The 17,867-nt window shown below is 69.6% G+C and carries 18 protein-coding genes; 11 read left to right on the top strand and 7 right to left on the bottom strand.

The genetic code is table 11. From position 1 onward, the window contains the following. From DL991_RS11880 to DL991_RS11870, 3 genes are all read right to left on the bottom strand, one after another. On the bottom strand, positions 1-573 hold the full coding sequence (locus DL991_RS11880; protein ID WP_125783922.1) for an NADPH-dependent FMN reductase: 573 nt from the start codon (positions 571-573) through the stop codon (positions 1-3). 164 nt (positions 574-737) lie between these two features. Beyond that, complete coding sequence (locus DL991_RS11875; RefSeq protein ID WP_125783920.1) at positions 738-1,637, bottom strand: ROK family protein; 900 nt, start codon at positions 1,635-1,637, stop codon at positions 738-740. Then, positions 1,634-3,046 (bottom strand): APC family permease, encoded by a 1,413-nt coding sequence (locus DL991_RS11870; protein ID WP_125783918.1) that lies wholly within the window; start codon positions 3,044-3,046, stop codon positions 1,634-1,636. The genes DL991_RS11875 and DL991_RS11870 overlap by 4 nt, the downstream gene beginning before the upstream one ends. 215 nt (positions 3,047-3,261) lie before the next feature. Here DL991_RS11870 and DL991_RS11865 point away from each other — a divergent pair, with 215 nt between their 5' ends. Next, on the top strand, positions 3,262-3,768 hold the full coding sequence (locus DL991_RS11865) for a hypothetical protein (RefSeq protein ID WP_125783916.1): 507 nt from the start codon (positions 3,262-3,264) through the stop codon (positions 3,766-3,768). Beyond that, a complete protein-coding gene (locus DL991_RS11860) occupies positions 3,765-4,688 on the top strand; it encodes a hypothetical protein (protein WP_125783914.1) in 924 nt (307 codons plus the stop codon). The genes DL991_RS11865 and DL991_RS11860 overlap by 4 nt, the downstream gene beginning before the upstream one ends. A gap of 6 nt (positions 4,689-4,694) precedes the next feature. Here the strand turns inward: DL991_RS11860 and DL991_RS11855 are convergent, their stop codons facing one another. After that, positions 4,695-5,603, bottom strand: a complete 909-nt coding sequence (locus DL991_RS11855; RefSeq protein WP_125783912.1) for a S9 family peptidase — start codon at positions 5,601-5,603, stop codon at positions 4,695-4,697. Between the two features lie 109 nt (positions 5,604-5,712). On the opposite strand from DL991_RS11855, the gene DL991_RS11850 reads away from it, so the two are divergent. Beyond that, positions 5,713-6,792: a DnaJ domain-containing protein gene (locus tag DL991_RS11850; RefSeq protein WP_125783910.1), complete on the top strand. Its 1,080-nt coding sequence runs from the start codon at positions 5,713-5,715 to the stop codon at positions 6,790-6,792. A gap of 73 nt (positions 6,793-6,865) precedes the next feature. Here the strand turns inward: DL991_RS11850 and DL991_RS11845 are convergent, their stop codons facing one another. Beyond that, complete coding sequence (locus DL991_RS11845; protein WP_233598800.1) at positions 6,866-9,346, bottom strand: M14 family zinc carboxypeptidase; 2,481 nt, start codon at positions 9,344-9,346, stop codon at positions 6,866-6,868. A gap of 214 nt (positions 9,347-9,560) precedes the next feature. On the opposite strand from DL991_RS11845, the gene DL991_RS11840 reads away from it, so the two are divergent. The 4 genes from DL991_RS11840 (at position 9,561) to DL991_RS11825 (ending at position 12,736) form a co-directional block, all read left to right on the top strand. Then, positions 9,561-10,250, top strand: a complete 690-nt coding sequence (locus tag DL991_RS11840; RefSeq protein WP_125783908.1) for a DUF998 domain-containing protein — start codon at positions 9,561-9,563, stop codon at positions 10,248-10,250. A gap of 97 nt (positions 10,251-10,347) precedes the next feature. Continuing rightward, positions 10,348-10,686, top strand: coding sequence for a YciI family protein (locus DL991_RS11835; protein ID WP_125783906.1), 339 nt, complete (start codon positions 10,348-10,350; stop codon positions 10,684-10,686). 2 nt (positions 10,687-10,688) lie between these two features. Then, entirely contained in the window at positions 10,689-11,957 is a 1,269-nt protein-coding gene (locus DL991_RS11830; protein ID WP_125783904.1) for an RNA polymerase sigma factor, read from the top strand. After that, complete coding sequence (locus DL991_RS11825) at positions 11,954-12,736, top strand: trans-aconitate 2-methyltransferase (protein ID WP_125783902.1); 783 nt, start codon at positions 11,954-11,956, stop codon at positions 12,734-12,736. The genes DL991_RS11830 and DL991_RS11825 overlap by 4 nt, the downstream gene beginning before the upstream one ends. On the opposite strand, the gene DL991_RS11820 is transcribed toward DL991_RS11825, so the two are convergent. Next, on the bottom strand, positions 12,630-13,283 hold the full coding sequence (locus DL991_RS11820; RefSeq protein WP_125783899.1) for a hypothetical protein: 654 nt from the start codon (positions 13,281-13,283) through the stop codon (positions 12,630-12,632). The genes DL991_RS11825 and DL991_RS11820 overlap by 107 nt on opposite strands. Then, entirely contained in the window at positions 13,280-13,612 is a 333-nt protein-coding gene (locus DL991_RS11815; protein WP_125783897.1) for a zinc finger-like domain-containing protein, read from the bottom strand. The genes DL991_RS11820 and DL991_RS11815 overlap by 4 nt, the downstream gene beginning before the upstream one ends. A 363-nt stretch (positions 13,613-13,975) precedes the next feature. Here DL991_RS11815 and DL991_RS11810 point away from each other — a divergent pair, with 363 nt between their 5' ends. From DL991_RS11810 to DL991_RS11795, 4 genes are read left to right on the top strand one after another with little or no spacing between them, the layout of a single operon-like run. Further along, complete coding sequence (locus DL991_RS11810; protein WP_125783895.1) at positions 13,976-15,259, top strand: helix-turn-helix transcriptional regulator; 1,284 nt, start codon at positions 13,976-13,978, stop codon at positions 15,257-15,259. Beyond that, positions 15,256-16,005, top strand: a complete 750-nt coding sequence (locus DL991_RS11805) for a hypothetical protein (RefSeq protein ID WP_125783893.1) — start codon at positions 15,256-15,258, stop codon at positions 16,003-16,005. The genes DL991_RS11810 and DL991_RS11805 overlap by 4 nt, the downstream gene beginning before the upstream one ends. Beyond that, a complete protein-coding gene (gene dcd / locus DL991_RS11800) occupies positions 15,996-16,592 on the top strand; it encodes a dCTP deaminase (RefSeq protein ID WP_125783891.1) in 597 nt (198 codons plus the stop codon). Before DL991_RS11805 ends, dcd begins: the two co-directional genes overlap by 10 nt. Further along, positions 16,576-17,658, top strand: a complete 1,083-nt coding sequence (locus DL991_RS11795) for a thiamine-monophosphate kinase (RefSeq protein ID WP_125783889.1) — start codon at positions 16,576-16,578, stop codon at positions 17,656-17,658. Before dcd ends, DL991_RS11795 begins: the two co-directional genes overlap by 17 nt. The last annotated feature ends 209 nt before the right edge of the window (positions 17,659-17,867 follow it).

Genomic DNA, 17,867 nt, shown 5'->3' with positions numbered 1-17,867 from the left:
TCAGCAGACGTAGGGACGGGTGGCGCGTGCTTCGCGCAGGGCGAGGCCCCACCAGACGAGTTCGTCGAGCAAGGTGGTCACTGCCTGGCCCTGCCCGTCGGTGTCGAAGGGGGTGCCGTCGCGGGCGAAGGTGCCGTCGAGGAGGTTGAAGGCCACGCTGTCGCGCATGGTCACCGTGTGCAGTTCGGTGAAGATCGTGCGCAGCTGCTCGACGGCGTAGAGCCCCTGCGAGCGGTAGCCGTAGGAGACGAACCCGACCGGCTTCGCGCGCCACTCGTCGTAGGCGCAGTCGATCGCCTGCTTGAGCGAGGCGGGGAAGCTGCGGTTGTACTCGGGGGTGACGACGACGAACGCCTCGGCCTCGTCGACCAGCCTCGCGAATCGCTTCATGTCGGCGGCCGGCGGTTCCGGCAGCCCGGCGGGCAGGTCGAATTCGACGAGGTCGAGCACTTCGGTGACGAGGTCGTCCCGGTGTTCCGCGTGGCCGGCGAACCACTTGCCGACGGCGTCCCCCACCCGCCCTTCGCGGACGCTGCCGATGATCACCGCGACCCGCAGCGGACTGTCGCCCATGACCGACCTCCTCTCGCCTCACCCCCTAGGCGCGAGAAAGCCGCCGGGCCTTCGCTAGATCGGATCTAGCGAAGGCCCGGCGGCTTCGGTCGGTGATCGCCATTCGGCACCTGAACGCGATGCTTACCTGGCGCAACTATCGCAACCAGGTGCCGAATTGCGGGTTACGCGGCCAGCGCGATCGCGATCGCGCCCAGCAGGGACGCGTCCTGGTCGAACTTCGCCGCCACCAGCTCCGGCGGGAACGGCACGGCCTGCGCCAGCCGCTCTCGCAACGCGGGCAGCAGAACGTCGGCCGAGCGCACCAGTCCCCCACCGACGGCGATACGCCGCGGGTCGAGAGCGATGGCGAGGTTCGCGACGTGCATCGACAGTTCGTCGAGCGCCGCTCCGACCAGTTCCTTGGCCTGTGCGTTCTCCCTGGCGAGGCCGAACAGTTCGCCCGCGGTTACCGGGCGGCCGAGCAGCACACTCGCCCGGCCGCCCAGCCCACGCCCACCGACGGCCTCTTCCAGCGGCGCCGCTCCGCCGGAGAACCCGTCGGTGTCCTGTGGCGAGCGGAGGTTGTACCCGATCTCGCCCGCAGCTCCGTTGGCGCCCGCCAGCAGCCGGCCGCCGACCAGTACCGCCGCGGCGATCCCGGTCCCCAAGGAGAGGAAGACCGCCGGATCGGTGTCCGCCAGCGCCCCCCACCGCCATTCCGCGAGTGCCGCCGCCTTGGCGTCGGTGCCCACCTCGATCGGCACACCATCGAACTCCGCGGCGACGAGTTCGCGCAGCCGCAGTTGCTCCCAGCCCGGCACGTTGGGGGCCAGCAGGATGCGGTCCTCCAGCACGATGCCGGGGCTGACGACGCCGATCGCGACAAGGGCGTCGGCGGCGCCTTCGTCGGCGAGCAGTTTCCGTGCCGCGGCGAGCGCACGGCTGACCACCTGCGCGGCGCCCGCCTGCGCGTCGGTGTCGAGCCGCCGGGTGACCAGCAGGCTCCCCGCTCTGTCGGCCAGTCCGATCGCGACCTTCGTCCCGCCGAAGTCGATCCCCAGGATCAGTTCGTCCCCCGTCACTTCACGTTCCCCTCTGCTGCCGCCCCCGCGAACGATTCCTGGATTCCCTTGGGCCCGAACGGCCACACGCGCTCCGCCTTCGCGTAGGCAAGGAACGCCGCCACGCCGAGCGCGATCCATCCCACCGAAAGCCCGATCGAAAGCCAGGTGGCGGAGAAGTAGATGTAGACCCAGCCGAGCAGCGCGATGACCGTCGGGATCGGGTAGAGCCATTGGCGGTACGGCCGCTCCAGTTCCGGCCGCCGTCGCCGCAGCACGACGATCGCCGCCACCTGCGCGAGCGACTGGATGAGCACCAGCACCGTCACCGCCGCGTTGATCACCGCGGTCAGCGTGAACAGCGAGCCGATCGCGGTGATGACGCCCATCGTGAGCACACCGGCCGTCGGCAGGTTCAGTTTCGGGTGCAGCCGGGCGAACACCGGCAGGAACACCTTGTCGCGCGCGGCCTCGAACGGGACCCGTGAGCCGCCGAGCAGACCGGCGAACACCGAGCCGATCGCGGCGATCACGATGAACACGGTGATGACCTTCGCCGCGCCCGTGCCCCAAGCCTGTTCCAGCACGGTGGAGGCGACCGAAGTGGCGTTCTTCAATTCCTCCAGCGGGACCGAGCCGAGCACGCCGAGCTGCAGCAGGAAGTACAGGCTCATGATGCCGAGGATCGAGAGGATGATCGATCGCGGCAGCGTCCGGCCGGGGTCACGCACCTCGCCGCCGAGGTAGGCGCTGGTGTTGTAGCCGAGGTAGTCGTAGATGGCGATGATCAGGCCCGCCCCGAGCCCGGCCCAGAACGCGCCGCCGTCGAACGAGAACGCGCCCGGCGTGAACGCGAACGCTTGCGCGCCGTCGAAATGCGTGAAGGCCGCGACGATCACCGAGAGCGCGGCGAACAGCATGATCGCGAACAGGACGGTGGTCAGCTTCCCGATCTCGCCGATCTTGCGGAACAGCGCCAACACGATCGCGGCGATGACGCCGAGGCCGATGACCTTGCCGAGCCCGGTGGTCCCGCCGTCGTCGGCCACCCCCGGGATCAGGTACCCGAGGTATTGGACGAGCCCGATGATGCCGGTTGACATGATCAGCGGGATGAACAGCACCGCGCTCCACGCGAACAGGAACGGCATGAGCCTGCCGGTCCGGGAGCCGAACGCCTCGCGCAGGTACACGTAGGTGCCGCCGGCGCCGGGGAGGGCGGCGCCGAGTTCGGCCCAGATCAGGCCGTCGGCCAGCGCGATGACCGCGCCGATGAGCCAGCCGAACATGGCCTGCGGGCCGCCGAGGGTCACCACCATCGCGGGGATGGTGACGAACGGGCCGATCCCGCACATCTGGGTCATGTTGATGGCGGTCGCCTGGAGCGGCCCGATCTTCCGCTCGAGCCCCGGCAGCGGGGATGAACTCAAAACGTGCCTCCCTGTTAGTTAGTAAAGTTTCTTAACATAAATCACGGCGTGTCGGAAGGCCAGGCGGCGAAGTTGTCGCGTGCCGGTCCACCCCGGTCTGCCCGAAAGGGCGAAATCAGCGAAATACGCCCGAACGGCCCAAGCCGGGACGTATCAGGGGGCCGTCGTTCTGCGTCCTTACTCAGAAGGACGTCTTCCCAGGGACGGTGAGGTCCATGAAACGGCTGTTCGGCACGACTATCGCGATCGCCGCTCTCGGGTTCACGGCGGCCTGCGGCGGAGCCTCGGCTCCCCGCGACACCGCTCCGGCGGATCTGACCACCGGCAGCGAGGTGACGACGGAGACCGCCCCGACGGCGTCTTCCGAGGCGGCCCCGACCGCACCAGGCCCCCGGCGCACCGAGGAACCCCGTCCGCCCGTCGTTCCCGGGAGCCCCATCAGGTACAACAGCGACCTGCTCGGCACCGATCCCACCACCGCCAAGAACGCGATCGAGCAGAACCTAGCGGACCTCTGCAAGAGTCCCCGTCGGTGCGGCGTCTCGGTGGTGATCGCGGACGCGAGCGCGGGTGACTGCATCCGCAGTATCGGGCCGAATCCGGTCCACCCCGGCAAGACGATCACGATCCGGGCCAGGTCGTGCACAACCGAGACGACGGAGGAAAGCTCCGCTCCCCCGAAGCCGGAAAGCACGGAACCGAGCGAAACCACGGGCGGATGAGCGTCCGGCGCTCACTCCGCCGAGGCCTCCGCAGACCCGAGCCCGCCGTCGGCGAGCCGGCGGCGGACCCGTCGCGCGCACTCAGGCTGATCGGCACCGCACTGGCCAACACCACCCTGCTCACCGCGTTGCTCTACTACTTCGGGCTCGTCTACACGCAGACGTACTTCATCTACTTCCGCGTGCACTACACGCTTCTCGGCCAGACACCGGACGAGATCTTCGGGCGAGGGGTCGACGGCATGCTCCTGCCGCTGACCGGCGCGGCGGGCGCGGTGCTGCTCTTCCTGATCCTGACCCGGTTCCTGAAGATGCGGCTCGGCGAAGGCCCGTGGAACCGGCTGCTGCGGATCTGCACCCCGGTCGCCGGTGTGCTCGGCCTCGCGCTCCTCGTCTCGTCGACGGCGATCGCCCTCGACCCGGAACCCTTTCGCGACCATCCCGGCGTTCCCGGGCTCGGCTTCGCAATCGGTGTCCTGATGGTGCTCTTCGCCTGGCGGCGCTGGACCTCGCGCAGCACGGCGAGCGGCCGTTCGAACGTCGCCGAATTGGTGACCGGCTACGTCCTGGTGAGCATCGGCCTCTTCTGGTCCGTCGGCGACTACTCGGGAGCCGTCGGCACCAGCCGCGCCTTCGAGGCCTCCGGGGTGATCACGACGAGACCGGCCGCGACCTTGTACAGCGCGGAAAGCCTCAACCTCACCGCGAACGGTGTCACACAGGTGAAATGCGCCGACGCCGAATCGGCGTACAAGTACCGGTACACCGGGCTGAAGCTGCTGCTCCAGTCCGGCGGCCAGTACGTCTTCCTCCCGGGGAACTGGCGGGCCTCGACCGGCGTCGCGTTCGTGATCCCGAAGACCGACAAGCTGCGCCTCGAATTCGGCCCGCCCCGATCGGTCCCGCCGCCCGCCTGCTGACGCGCGTCAAGCCAGACGGCGCTCCAGCCACTCCGTGATCGTGTCGTCGACCAGTTTCGCGATCGGCAGCTGCGGCGCGGGTTCGATGCCCGGCTCTTCGGCCAGCGGATGCGCGAGACCGGGCAGCCTGGCCAGGCGGACGTCGTCCGGACGTGCGTACCGCTCACGCAACGCGGCGACCAGGTCGTCGGCATCGGTGCGCAGGGACGGATAGTCGCCCTCGCCGCTGACGAGCAGGAGCGGAACCTGCTCGTCCCGCGCCGAGATTTCACCCGATCGTGCGACGAAGTCGAGCTGATCCGCCGCTCGTTCCGCTTTGTCGCTCCACGGATATGCCTGTTCCAGCATGTCTTCGACCAGGCCGATCACCGAACGCGCCCGCACGGCGGGGTTGATCAGGACCGCCGCGCGGACCGGGATCTCCCGGGTGGCCAGGATCGTCAGCGCCACCGCACCGCCGAGCGAACCACCGACGACGGCCATCCGGGACGAGTCGAAGCCGAAGCGTTCGCGCAGTTCGGCCAGCGCGGCGGGGAACTCCAGCGCCGCCTGCGCGACGACCGGGTCGACGTAGGCGAGCATCGCGTCACGCCGGGCCCGCTCGAGCAAGGCGTCCATCGAGCCGTCGACCATTCTCGCGCCGCACAACGGCATTCCGAGATACACCCGCCACGCCGGCACCCCCGCCAGCGGCAACGCGGCCGCGAACGCGGCGTCGGAACGGGGCGCGTCGATCATGTGCCAAGCGACGACCACCGGCGCGGGGCCGCTGACCTCGGTCGATGGCGGCAAGACTGTGAACGGTACTCCCGCGGCCGTGCCCGTGACCGGTTCTCCCACCGCTGTCCTTCCTCGCGTGCTGTCGATCTCCACGATATCCAGGACGCGCGGGAAGCAGACCTCGTTCCGCCACAAGCGAAACAGTATGCCCGCGACGTCACCCCGACGCGCCGCGGAGGTGGTTGCGGGTGACCGGCGGCGGCCGAATATTGTTGCGACCCGGCCCATTGGAGGTGACCCGCCCGTGCCCGATGTCGACTACTACGAGGTGCTCGGCGTGGGCAAGGCCGCCTCGGTCAACGAGATCAAGACCGCGTACCGGCGGCTGGCGAAGTCACATCACCCGGACACCGGCGGTTCCGCGCTCACGTTCCAGCTGGTCCGCGAGGCCTACGACACGCTCAGCGATCCGATGCGGCGTGCGGGCTACGACGCGGGCGGGCGCTCCGTGCGCGTCCCGATCCGGCCGCGACCGCGGCGTCGCTTCGGCGAAGAACCGGGCTACGAGCCCGAGCCGGTCGTGATCGATCCGGAAGACCTCGAATGGTGGGAATTCGCCGCACAGGACGGCCGCGTGCGCCACGGACGGCGGCGCGGCCCCGGGCACACCCCGGTCGTCGCGGCGGTCGGCGGGATGGTGCTGGTGCTGCTCCCGGTACTGACCGGCGTCGGATTCACGGCCCCCACGCTGATCGTCTGGCTGATCCTGACCGCCGGGACCGCCCTGCTGGTGCAACGGCTCGCGCGCGGCTATCTCGCCGCTTCCCGCGCCAAGAACCGGTTCGCCGCCGAATTCGGCGGAAAGCACGTCTTCGGCACCCCCGGCACCGAGACCGACGAGCTCGCCGAGCGGCTCACCGCCGATCTGCTGGAGCGCTACCTGACCCGGCTGCCCGGCGCACGGATCTTCCACGGCCTCTCGTGGCCGGATTCGGTGTTCGCCGACGTCGACCACGCGGTGCTGTGCGGAAAACGGCTCGTGCTCGTCGAATCGAAACTGTGGCTGCCGGGACACTACGAAACCGATGACGACGATCGCCTGCTGCGCAACGGCCGCGCCTTCCGCGGCGGCGGGAGCAGACTGACGGAAAGCCTCGCCGAGTACCGGCGGATCCTGCCGGGCGTCGCGTTGCGCGGCGCGATGATCGTGTACCCGAGCCGGACCGGCGAGGTCACCACGGAGCACGAGGACCCCTCCCCCGCGCCGCCGATGACACCCGAGCAGTTCCTGCACGAGATCGGCGGCTGGCTGGCGGCAGAGCCGTCCACTGTGGACACGGCGACGATGCGCCTGGTGCGGGACCGGGTCGTGGGCACCGTTTAGAGATAGCGCGTGAAGGCCCCCTTCCCTCGGCTGAGCCGAGGGAAGGGGGCCTTCACGCGCTATGGACTACCGGCTAGCCGCGCTCCTTCTTGGCCCGCGCGGAACGGGTGCAGACCTCACCGACGTCGACCGTCTGACCGCGGTCGATGTAGACGTCCGCCAATCCGACGAGCTTGCCCTTCGGCGACGTACAGGTCAGCTGGTACGCCTCCTTGGGGCCATAGGTCGGCGGGATCGGCGACTGGAACGACACGCCGCCGGTCCAGTCGTCCACAGTGGACGGATTCGCCTGCGCGTAGTTGACCAGCACGGCCGTGTAGTCCCCGGCGGGCGGGTCGTACAGGATCGCGTGTTCTTCCGTGGTCGAACCGTTCGCCGACGACGACACCATGTTGCCCGCGGCGTCGAAGACGTACAGGTCCCAGTCGGAGTCCTGGCTGGCCCACTTGACGTCGACGCTGAACTTCCCGTTGTCGACCTTGGGGAGCCCGTCCACGTGGAACGTGAAGCTCTCCGAAGCCGGGTCGGCCGGGTAGTTCGTGTTGGTCGCCGGGACCCCGGCCGGGTTGGCGACCTGGATCGCGGGCTGCGCCGGACCCTGCGGTTCGCGGCCGTAGCGGCCCGCGACGTAGGGCCGGGTCGACGGGTTGACCGACCACGCGAACCGGCCACCGGTCGAGGCCAGCGACGAGTTCAGGTTGTCGGTCACGTAGATCGGCGGTTTCGTCGAGCCGTCCGGCTGCACCACCGGCGAGGTCGGCGTCTGGAAGGTCTTGTGCAGCTTCAGCTGGTAGCCCTTCGGCGCGGTACCGATCAGCGTCGAATGCGCCGCCGGGTCCGCGGTGTTGGCCAGCATGTCCACGAAGGCCTGCCGGTTGCCGCCCTTGCCCGCGCCCGCGGCGGGGGCGACACCGGTGTATTCGGCGACGACACCGTCGGCGAACGGCGGGTGGAACTCGTTGGGGCCGACCTCGAACGTGAAGCCCCAGCCACCGGTGGCCCAGTACGACCAGTCCTCGGTCGAACCGGTCGTGTCGTAGAGCGCCCACGACGGCTGGCTGGTGTATCCGTTGCGCGAGGCCATCTTGTCACCGAGCGCCTTGTACGCCGGCTCGTCGAGCGGCGGGCGGACGGCGGCGACACCCGGGACACGCAGCACCAGGTTGGAGTAGGTGTGCAGCGTGATCAGGTTGGTCACCTGGCGGTTGGACACGATCGAGCGGACGTTCTGCGTCTCGGGCTCGGAGAACGGGCCGGCGCCGCGGAAGGTGTCGCTGCGCCACAGGGTCGACGCGCCGGCGCCGCCCCAGAAGCCCGCGTAGTTGCGGTTCGGGTCGGTGCCGCGTTCACGGCCGGCGGGGTTGGCCTTGCAGACGCCGGTCGCGAACTCCTTGGGCGAGTCGTTGACGTTGCAGTTCTTGCGCTTCATCTCGTAGTCGAAACGCGAGAAGTCGCCCTTGGGCTCGGCCTCACGGGAGATTTCGAAGCCGTCGGGGTTGACGATCGGCACGATGATGTTGCGGGTCCGGCCGACCAGGCCGCGGAGTTCGGCGTTGGTGCCGGTGTAGCCCTTGACCAGTTCGTGGGCCCATTCCATGGCGTGTTCGCCGGCAGGCCACTCCCGGGCGTGGTGCACGCCCATGGTGAAGTTGACGGGTTTGCCGTCGGCGATGTTCTTGACGTCGGTCGCGATCTCGAGGGCGACGACGTCGCGGCCTTCCCAGGTCGGCTGCGGCAGCGTGAACGCCGTGACGAGCTTGGGGTTCTTGCGGGCCAGTTCCTTGACCTCGAACTGGTAGTCGTAGAGGTGCCGGTAGCTCGTGCGCCCGGACGGCAAGGCCGAGGCCTGCGTCTTGGCGTCGTACTCGCTGTCGGCCTTGGCGTTCCGGATCGACTTGCCCGAAAGATCCGGCTCGATCACCTTCGACTTGAAGCCGTTGTCGGCCAGCGTCTTGCGGTCGGTGTCGTTGGCGAGGACGACCTCGACGCCGGTGGCGTCGGCCTTCTCGGTGACGTCCAGCCCGAGCCGGAGGAGCTTGTCCTTGTCCTGCTTGGCAGGCGTCTCGACCCGGACCAGTTCGGCGCGCTGCGGCGCGGGCGCGGCCCCGGTCGGCGTGAGGGCGAGGAAGTCGACGCCCAGCAGCGCGTCGCGGGTCTGCCCGGCGTACCGGCAGGTCTGCACGACCAGCTTCTGGTCCTTCTTCACGAAACCTTCGGCGAGCTCGTGGCTGCGCAACGCGGCCGACGCGGCGACCACGGCGCCGGTCGCCTTGTCGAAGACCGCGAGGTCCCAGTCGCCCTCACCGCCGCCACGAGGCGCGATCCGCGCCTGTAGCAGACCGTCTACTGTGGACGTGAACTCGCGACGATCGGTGCCGGAGGCACCGGGCTTCTGCAGCGCGGCGAAACAGGAACGCGGCACGGCCTGGTTGGCCCGCACCACGTTGTCCGCGGCCCCTGCCGTCGTGGCCGACGGAAGTGCCACGAAGGTGCCGGCGAGCACCAGGGTCGCCGCCGTCCATCCCGCTCTTCGCCGGTTTGGTGAATACCCCACAGACTGACCTCCTTGGACAGTCCGGTGACCGGGTGAGGTCACCGGTAGCGAGACCCTAGACCCGGGACCCCGTCCGAGGGACCCGCCACAAGTCGTCTGCACCCCTTTCGGCCCAACGATCTCACCGACCGTGCCGGAACGATCACCGGGACTCCTGTCGATTCCGACAGGAAAGCCTAAGAAAACCTTCAGGTTGGATGGTTACCGTTCAACCATGACGACGCCCCAGGTCACCGCCCGGTCACCGCTGGCACTGCTGGCCGCCGTGGTCTCGGTCGCCGGCGGAGCGCTGCTGATCCTGCTGCTGCAGGTCCTCCCCGCCACCAGCGACATCAGCCCGATCCGCCGCACCATCAGCGAATACGCGCTGAGCGAGCACAAGTGGATCTTCGACATCGCGGTGCTGCTGGTCGCGCTCGGCTCGGCGATCGGCTTCGGCGCGCTGATCCGCCGCAAGCACCTTCCCGCCCTGTCCGCGGCCTCGGTGTTCTGCGCGCTCTGGACGGTGAGCCTGGTCGTGATCGTGGCGTTCCCCAAGAACAACTGGGCGATCGGGCCGAGCACCGGCGGGACGGTGCACCGGATCGCGAGCGTGGTGGCCTTCGTCGCCCTTCCGCTGGCCGTGTGGTTCGCCGCGAAAGCCGTCTTCGCCTCCTCGCCCGCGCGGCGTGCGGTGACGCGGGTGCTCGCGGTGGCCGCGCTGGCCTGGTTCGGGGTGATCCTCGGGGCGATCGTGGTCTCGATGAACGGCGGCGAGCCGTGGTGGCGGGCGATCCCGCTGGGGCTGGTCGAACGCGCGATGGCACTGACCGGGCTGATCGCGCTGGCGTCGCTGCTCATCCCCGCCCGCGTGGTCACCGCACCGGTGACGGAGCAGGCCGAAGCGCTGGAGACGGCGTCCTGAAGATTCCTCCCGCCGTCATGTCCATTTGACGGTCTCCCGCTCGTAGTGGTGTCGTGCGGCAAGCAGGCCGCGCGGAAAACAGAACGGGAGTACCACCGTGAAGTACATGCTGCTGATCCAGGCCGCGGCCGGCGACGTCGAGCCCCAGTGCACCGTCGAGGACTGGATGGCCTACGACAAGCAGGTCAAGGACGCCGGGATCTGGTCCGCCGGGGAGTCGCTCGCCGACCTCGTCACCGCGACGACGGTGCAGGTCGATCGCGACGGGAAGCGGACGGTGACCGACGGGCCGTACGCCGAGACCCGCGAGGTACTCGGCGGCTTCTACGTCATCGACGTGCCGGACCTCGACACCGCGCTTGACTGGGCGACCCGGTGCCCCGGCGCGCGGGACGGATCCGTCGTGATCCGCCCGGTCGCCGACTTCAGCGTCTGACCATGGACGAGCGGGGGCCCGGGATGGGGTCGGTGGAGGCGGTGTTCCGCGAAGAACGGGGAAGGCTACTGGCCGCGCTCGTGCGCCGCTTCGGCGATCTGGACCTGGCCGAAGAGGTCACTTCCGAGGCGATCGAAGCGGCGCTGGAGCGCTGGCCGGTGGACGGTGTCCCGCCGCGGCCGGGTGCGTGGCTGATGACCACCGCGCGACGCAAGGCGGTCGACCGGCTGCGCCGGGACCAGGCCTACGCCGCCAAACTCGCGGTCCTGCAGGTGGAGGCGGAGCGGGCCGGTCCCGCTCCCGCGGCGGACGACGGCGACAGCCTGCCGGACGAGCGGCTGAGGCTGTTCTTCACCTGCGCCCATCCCGCCCTGCCCGTCGAGGACCGGGGTGCGCTGACCCTGCGCTTTCTCGCCGGGCTGACCACGCCGGAGGTGGCGCGGGCCTTCCTCGTCCCGGTGCCGACGATGGCGAAGCGGATCGTGCGGGCGAAGAAGAAGATCCACGAGGCCCGCATCCCGTTCCGTGTTCCCGGCGCGGACGAACTACCGGAGCGGCTGCCGGGTGTGCTGCAGGCGGTGTACTCGATCTTCACCGAGGGGTACGCGGCCAGTTCGGGAGCGAGTCTCCAACGGGCCGACCTCGCCGAGGAGGCGATCCGGCTCGGCCGCATCCTGCGCGGGCTGATGCCCGCCGATCAGGAGGTGGCGGGGCTGCTCGCGCTGATGCTGCTCGTCCACGCCCGGCGGGACGCCCGGACCGGGCCGGACGGCGAACCGGTCCTCCTGGCGGACCAGGACCGGAGCCGGTGGAACCGGGACCTGATCGAAGAGGGCGGTGACCTGGTGGTCGCCTCACTGACCGGTGGCCCGCCAGGACCGTACGGGGTGCAGGCCGCGATCGCGGCCCTGCACGACGAGGCGGCCGATGTCGAAACCACCGACTGGCCGCAGATCGTGGCGCTCTACGACGTCCTGATGACCTTGGCACCGTCCCCTGTCGTCGCGCTCAACCGCGCCGTGGCCGTCGCCCTTCGCGACGGCCCGGCCGCGGGACTCGCGCTGCTCGACGAACTGACCGGCGAACCGCTGCTCCGCGGCTACCCTCCCTTCGCCGTCGCCCGGGCCGGCCTGCTGCAGCGGCTGGGCCGCCACGACGCGGCGGCCACGGCCTACCGCGAAGCGATCGAGCTCGCCCCGACAGAACCCGAACGCGAGCACCTGCGGCGAAGCCTGGCCGCGCTCGAATACCCGACGGAGACAGCACGATGACCGCCGAACACCTCGCCCGCGTCGCCCGCGGCTGGGACGAAGCCGCCGACGGATACGAGGCCTACTACGTCCCCCGGTTCGCGCCGTGGGTCGCCGCCGCGGTGCGGGCCCTCCCCGCGGAGCTGCCCGGCGGCCCCGTTCTCGTTCCCTGCTGCGGGACCTTCCCGGAACTCGACGTGCTCACCGGGCATCTGCCCGGCCGCGAGATCGTCGGCATCGATCTGTCCGCGGGCATGGCCGCCCGAGCGCGGACGCGGGCCGCGGGCAACTCACTCGTACACGTTGCCGAGGGCGATGCCTCGGAACTCGAACCGGCCTCCGCCGCCGCGGTCGTCTCGGTCTTCGGACTCCAGCAACTGCCCGAACCCGACGCCGCGCTCCGATCCTGGACCGGCGCGCTTCGCCCCGGCGGAGTGCTTTCGGTCGTCTACTGGCCGCACAGCACCGAACCGGGAGGGCCGTTCACCGTGCTGTCGGACGTCCTCCGGGAACGCGTCCCGGCAGGCGACCGCTCCTGGGAAGAACGGCTCCTGCCCGCTTTGAAGGGCGCCGTGCTCGAACTGGATGAGCCGTTGGCGTTCCCGATGGTCCATCCCGACGCGGACGCGTTCTTCACCGCGCACACCCGCTCCGGGCCGATGCGGCCGCTGGCGAACGTGCGCGGTGAAGAGTTCATCGCCGAACTGCGCGAGGAATTCCTGCGAAGGTCCCCGGCAGGGGAATGGCCGCACCGTCCGACTGCCCGGCATATCGTCGCGCGGGCGGCAGGCCAGGCCTGACCTCGTCCGCGTCTTCGGTGTCCTTGCGCAAGCGTGCGGTGCAGACCGAAAGGTGCACCACATTGGCGCGTTTGTGATGGCGGTACACGTGGACGTCGGAGGCGAAGCACGCCGCCGCGAGCAAAGCCCGTCGCTGCTCGATGCGCTCGTAGCCGACTCCTGCCGGGCAGAACACCGTGACCTCGACTTCGTCACCGCGCGGTTTCGTCCACAGGATCACCGGCAGCTTGCCGTCGAGGGTGCACACCCGGGCACGGGCGAAGCCGGTCCGCAGCCGGTGCTGCACGACGACCGAGCGGAGCCGGTCACGGAGGAATCGCCGCGCCGAGCGCCAGTAGAACAGCCAGTTCGCGACGCCGAACAGCACGACCGCGCCCCAGATCGGGCCGACCGCCTGGAAAAGGGCGAACAACGCGTACGGGAGGACGAGGAGCACGCCGATCTCGTAACGCCAGTGATAGAGCGCGGTGAGCGGGTTCGGCCTCCTGACCACCGTGATCTCCCTGGCCAGCTCGGCGATCGCCTGGGGTTCCTGCCAACGGCTCATGACCTTCCTCCTGTCCGTCCGGCGGTTTGCTCGGCGGCCACGGCCGCCGCGGGAATGGAGCGGACGACACCGGCACCGGCGCAGTCCGGGCAAACGGCGTCCTCGTAGGGCCACCACCCCGTGCCCCCGCAGGGTTCGCACGCGTGGACGGTGTCCCAGCGGGGGTCGCGGTAGACGCGGCGCCTGCTGTCCGGCACCCGGGACACCTGCCAGCCGCGAGCGGCCGCGCGAGTGTCTTCGTCGGTCGCGAAGAGCCATTCGTGGAAACGTTCGAGAAGTCGGTCGAACCAGGATCGGGGCGCTGCCGTGTGGTTCTCGTGGTGGGACATGAGGTTCACCCCCGATGCAGCCAAGCGCGAACTAGGGTCGGCCCACACGACGCCTACTCCGGCATTCGTGTGGCCCACAGGCGACACGAACGGGTTCGGATGCGCAGCGTCACATTCAGATGGCTGTCAGCATCCGCTCTCCGGTCGCGCCCGGGTGGTACCGGCCCTGGCCGTCAGGTGCGATCACGTACCCCAAGACCAGGCAGAACAGGCCCTTTCACGGTTTCCGCATCTTGTGACAAGACGTTGACCGATGCGCCAGCACGGTCCGATCAGCTTGCTGTACTCTCGCCGTTGTGTGCACGTTCAGTCACCGCCCCTACATGCCTACCGAAGGTAGGTAAGTCCGTGTCTAGTGCCTACATGAAGCCTACATCGGCCGGAGGCGAGCCGGTAAGCCCTGATGCGGAAACCGTTACCGCGTCGGGTGTCGGACGCGAGCTGCGGCGGCTGCGCAAAGCCGCGGGGGAAACGCAGGCGGAGACCGCCAGGATCATCGGCGTCACCAGGGCGAACCTGACCCAGTGGGAGACCGGCAAATACCTGCCGTCGGCGCACAACGCCCGCCAGCTCGACGACCACTTCCGCGCCGCGAACACACTGTTCACGCTGGTGGAGACGGCCCGTTCACCCCACGAACACACCCCACCCGTCCTCGGCGACGCCGGCGTCGTCGACACCTCGCGTTCCCTGCTGCAGGTCTTCCATACCGTCGGCGCGAAGCTCGCCGAGCACCTGATCCGCGACGACGACGGCAAGCCGCTGGGCTGGCGGCACAACCTGCAGAAGAACACCGGGCCGAAGGCCCTCAGCACCGCGTACGGGATCAACACGATGCTGGTGGTAGGCGATCCCTACATCGACCTACATACGCTCGCCGAAGATCTCTACCGGCTGCAATCGGAGCAAGGCTGGCGTGGCCGCGCGGGCGGCAAGCGGCCGGAGACCACCGCGTCGGTGGTGGACGCGCTGTTCCGCACGAGCACGATGTCCGCCGACGAAGGGCTGGACCAGCTCGAGGGGTCGCTCGACCCGTACAGCCGGACCCGCCCGTACCTGTTGTCCGCCGTGCTGCACACGGCGGTCCGGCTGCGGCCGGACGCCCCGCTGACCGACCGGCTGATCGACGCCCTCCTGGCGGCCCGGCTCGACTTCGACGGCGCACGCCTGTGGCCCGAGAAGAACGAGGCCGGGCTCGTCGCCCCGGAGGCGTCGGTGGTGCACACCGCGCGGTCGGTCGTCGCGCTGCGGGACGTCCTGTGCAGCCGTGAAGATCGCAACGACGTCCGTGAGGCCGCCGACGAAGCCACACAATGGCTCATCGACCGCTCTCATTCGGACGATGGCGTGGCCGAGGATCTCGAAAGGCCTCGCCCCGACGGGGAAGGAACCACCCGGATCATCATCCGGCACTTCACCGCAGCCTGGGTCGTCCAAGCGCTCGCCACCGCCCCCTTCCTTCCACTCCCCCGGCTCAACCGGGCGCTCGGAACCCTTTGGGAGCGCTACGACGCCGATCAAGGGCTCTGGGCTTGGGGAAGCGGCGACCTACCCATCTGGCAGACCTTGGACGCAGTCACCGCGCTCCGCGCGGCCGCATTCGCCGCCGCGGCGCCCCCGCTCAGCCCTCCAGGAACGACTACATGATCGACACCCCGCCATCGACACTCACCGCCGTCCGGGCAGACGCGCACGCGTTCCTCGATGAGGTCACCGGCACGCGACCCCGCCACGGCGACGCGGACCTGGCCTGGCTGCGCACGGTCGCGCACCGGGTCCAGGACGCTCCCGAAAGCTTCCTCTCCTGGCTCGAAGAAATCCTCGGTGACGAAGAAAACGTCCGCACCGCGGCGAAGCGTTCCTACTGGCATCCCAACGGATTCGCCAAAATGGTGCTCCACGCCTCCGCCGATTTCCGGATCCGGCTCCACGTCTGGCCGGAATCCGCGGAACCGTCCCGCGGCGAGTCCAATCCACACAGCCACCGGTGGGAATTCGCCTCGACGATCGTCGCGGGCGAAGGTCTGCACATGGTCGAATTCCGCGAAACGACCGAAGGCGGGATGGCGTACGACCGCTACCGCTACGGCGCCGATCCGGCGAATCCGGCCGCCTTGCGCGCGGACGGCGGAGCCCGGCTCGAAGTGGAGAAGACCCCGCGGGTCCGGCGTGGCGACGTCTACTCGTGCGACACCGCCATCGTGCACACCGTCCGCCCGATCGCGGCGGGATTGACCGCCACCGTGGTGATCCAGGGCCCGCATCGCACCGGCACCACCGTCGTGTACTGCGAGCCCGGCCAGACCGACGACCAGCCCAACGGCGAACTGACCGAGGCCGATTTCCGGGTCCTGGTCGGCGCCGTCGCGAAAGCGGTGGCGTCGTGCCGTTGACCTGGCCCGCCCCGCGCCGCGGGATCCTGACCGACCGGGCCATCAAACGCGCGCACCGGAACGGGGAACTGACGATCACCCCGTTCGAGCCCGGTCTCGTCCGCCCCGCCGCGATCAGCCTGCGGCTCGGACGTAAGGCGTTCGCGCTGGAATCGACCGGCACCGTCGACATCGCCGACCGGAGCACGTATCCGGACCTCCGCCCGAAGGAACTCGACGCCGAAGGCAGGCTGTCCGTCGAGCCCGGCGAAGTCGTTCTCGCGCCGACACTGGAAAAGATCGGGCTTTCGGAGAAACTCGCCGGTCTCGTCGACGGCACGAGCGACTACGCGCGGCTCGGCATCAGCGTCGTCCTGTGCGGTCAGGTCAGCCCCGGTTTCGGCAGTGAGACAGGGGCCGTGTTGACTCTCGAGATCGTGAATCACCTGCGGCATCCGGTGCTCCTGCACCCCGGAACACGGATCTGCAACCTGATGCTGTTCGCCTCCACCGGCAGCGAGCAGCCCTACGGCACGATGCCGAACAACTATTCCAGCGACCACAACGTGGCCCCGTCCCGATTGGCGGATCATGTCGGGCGTAACTGAAATCTCGCCGGTCGGCGACGACGTCCGCCTCGGGGACCTCGGCGAGCACGCGATCCTCGAGCACATCCTGCGGCCGCGCTACGGCGGTGTCCGCGGATTCGGTGACGACTGCGCCGTTCTCGACGCCCCGGAAGGGCTTCGCGGCGAACTGGTCGCCACCACCGACAGCTGCCCCACTCCGCTGGTCACCATCCTCGGGGAAACGGATCCGTATCACGCCGGCTGGCTGCTGGCGACGATCAATCTGTCCGATCTGGCGGCGGCGGGCGCCACCCCCCTCGGCCTGGTCGTCAACTACACCCTGCCGAAGACGACCACCGCGGGCGAGTTCCGGCGGCTTCTCGACGGCGTCGACGACTGCACCGAGGCACACGGGACCAAGGTCGTCGGCGGCGATCTCCGGGACGGTCCGGTGCGGCAGCTCACCGCGACGGCGATCGGCCGGTGCGTCCCCGGCGGACGGCTCGGGCGCGCGGGCGCCGAAGCCGGTGACCGCCTGCTGCTGGTCGGTTCACCCGGCTATCTGTGGGCGTACGCGTTGCTCGCCGAAAAGCAGGCACGCCTTCCCGAGTCTCTCGTCGCGGACATCCGCGAACGCGCCTGCCGCCCGACGGCACAGGTGGCCGCCGGCAGGGCGCTCGCCACGGCCGGACTGGCACGCGCCGCGATGGACGTCTCCGACGGCCTCTTCCCGACCGTGCGGACCCTTTGCGGCGCCAACGGTCTCGGCGCGCGCATCACGACGGACGTCCAGCTGGACGACGCGCCCGCCGACGTCTGCGAGCAGTCGGGACTCGGCCGGTTCGAACTCGCGCAGGCCTGGGGCGACTGGACGCTCGTGGTCGCCGTGCGGCCACAGGATGTCGCGCTCGCCAAGAAGACCCTTGCCGGGGAAGGCGTCACGGCGCAGGAGATCGGGACCCTCGTTCCCCGCGAGAAAGGCATTTCGCTGGACGACGGCGAACGTTGGGACGGAATCGCGCAGGAGCGGTTCTCGCCCAGTTCGTGGCACGGTGGCGAACTGCCGAAGCTGATCACCGAGGTTCTCGGCAGGCGGGCGAGCTGACCTCCAGTTGGTCGTGAGTGGCGATTCGGGTTCTAACCCGAATCGCCACTCACGACCAACCCGACCCACACGTTCCGGACCCCCTGCTGTGGGGACCGAACGACGGCGCCACAACGAAGCCTGCTGCGGCGTCATCAGCGGGAGCGGCGTCTCGCCCGTCGTCCGCCGCGAGCGGAAGTGCAGGTCGACGCACTGGACGTCGGGGCGAT

Origin of the sequence: Amycolatopsis sp. WAC 01375, assembly GCF_003947325.1 — a bacterium.
Taxonomy (GTDB): domain Bacteria; phylum Actinomycetota; class Actinomycetes; order Mycobacteriales; family Pseudonocardiaceae; genus Amycolatopsis.
This window is presented reverse-complemented; position numbering and strand designations above follow the sequence as displayed.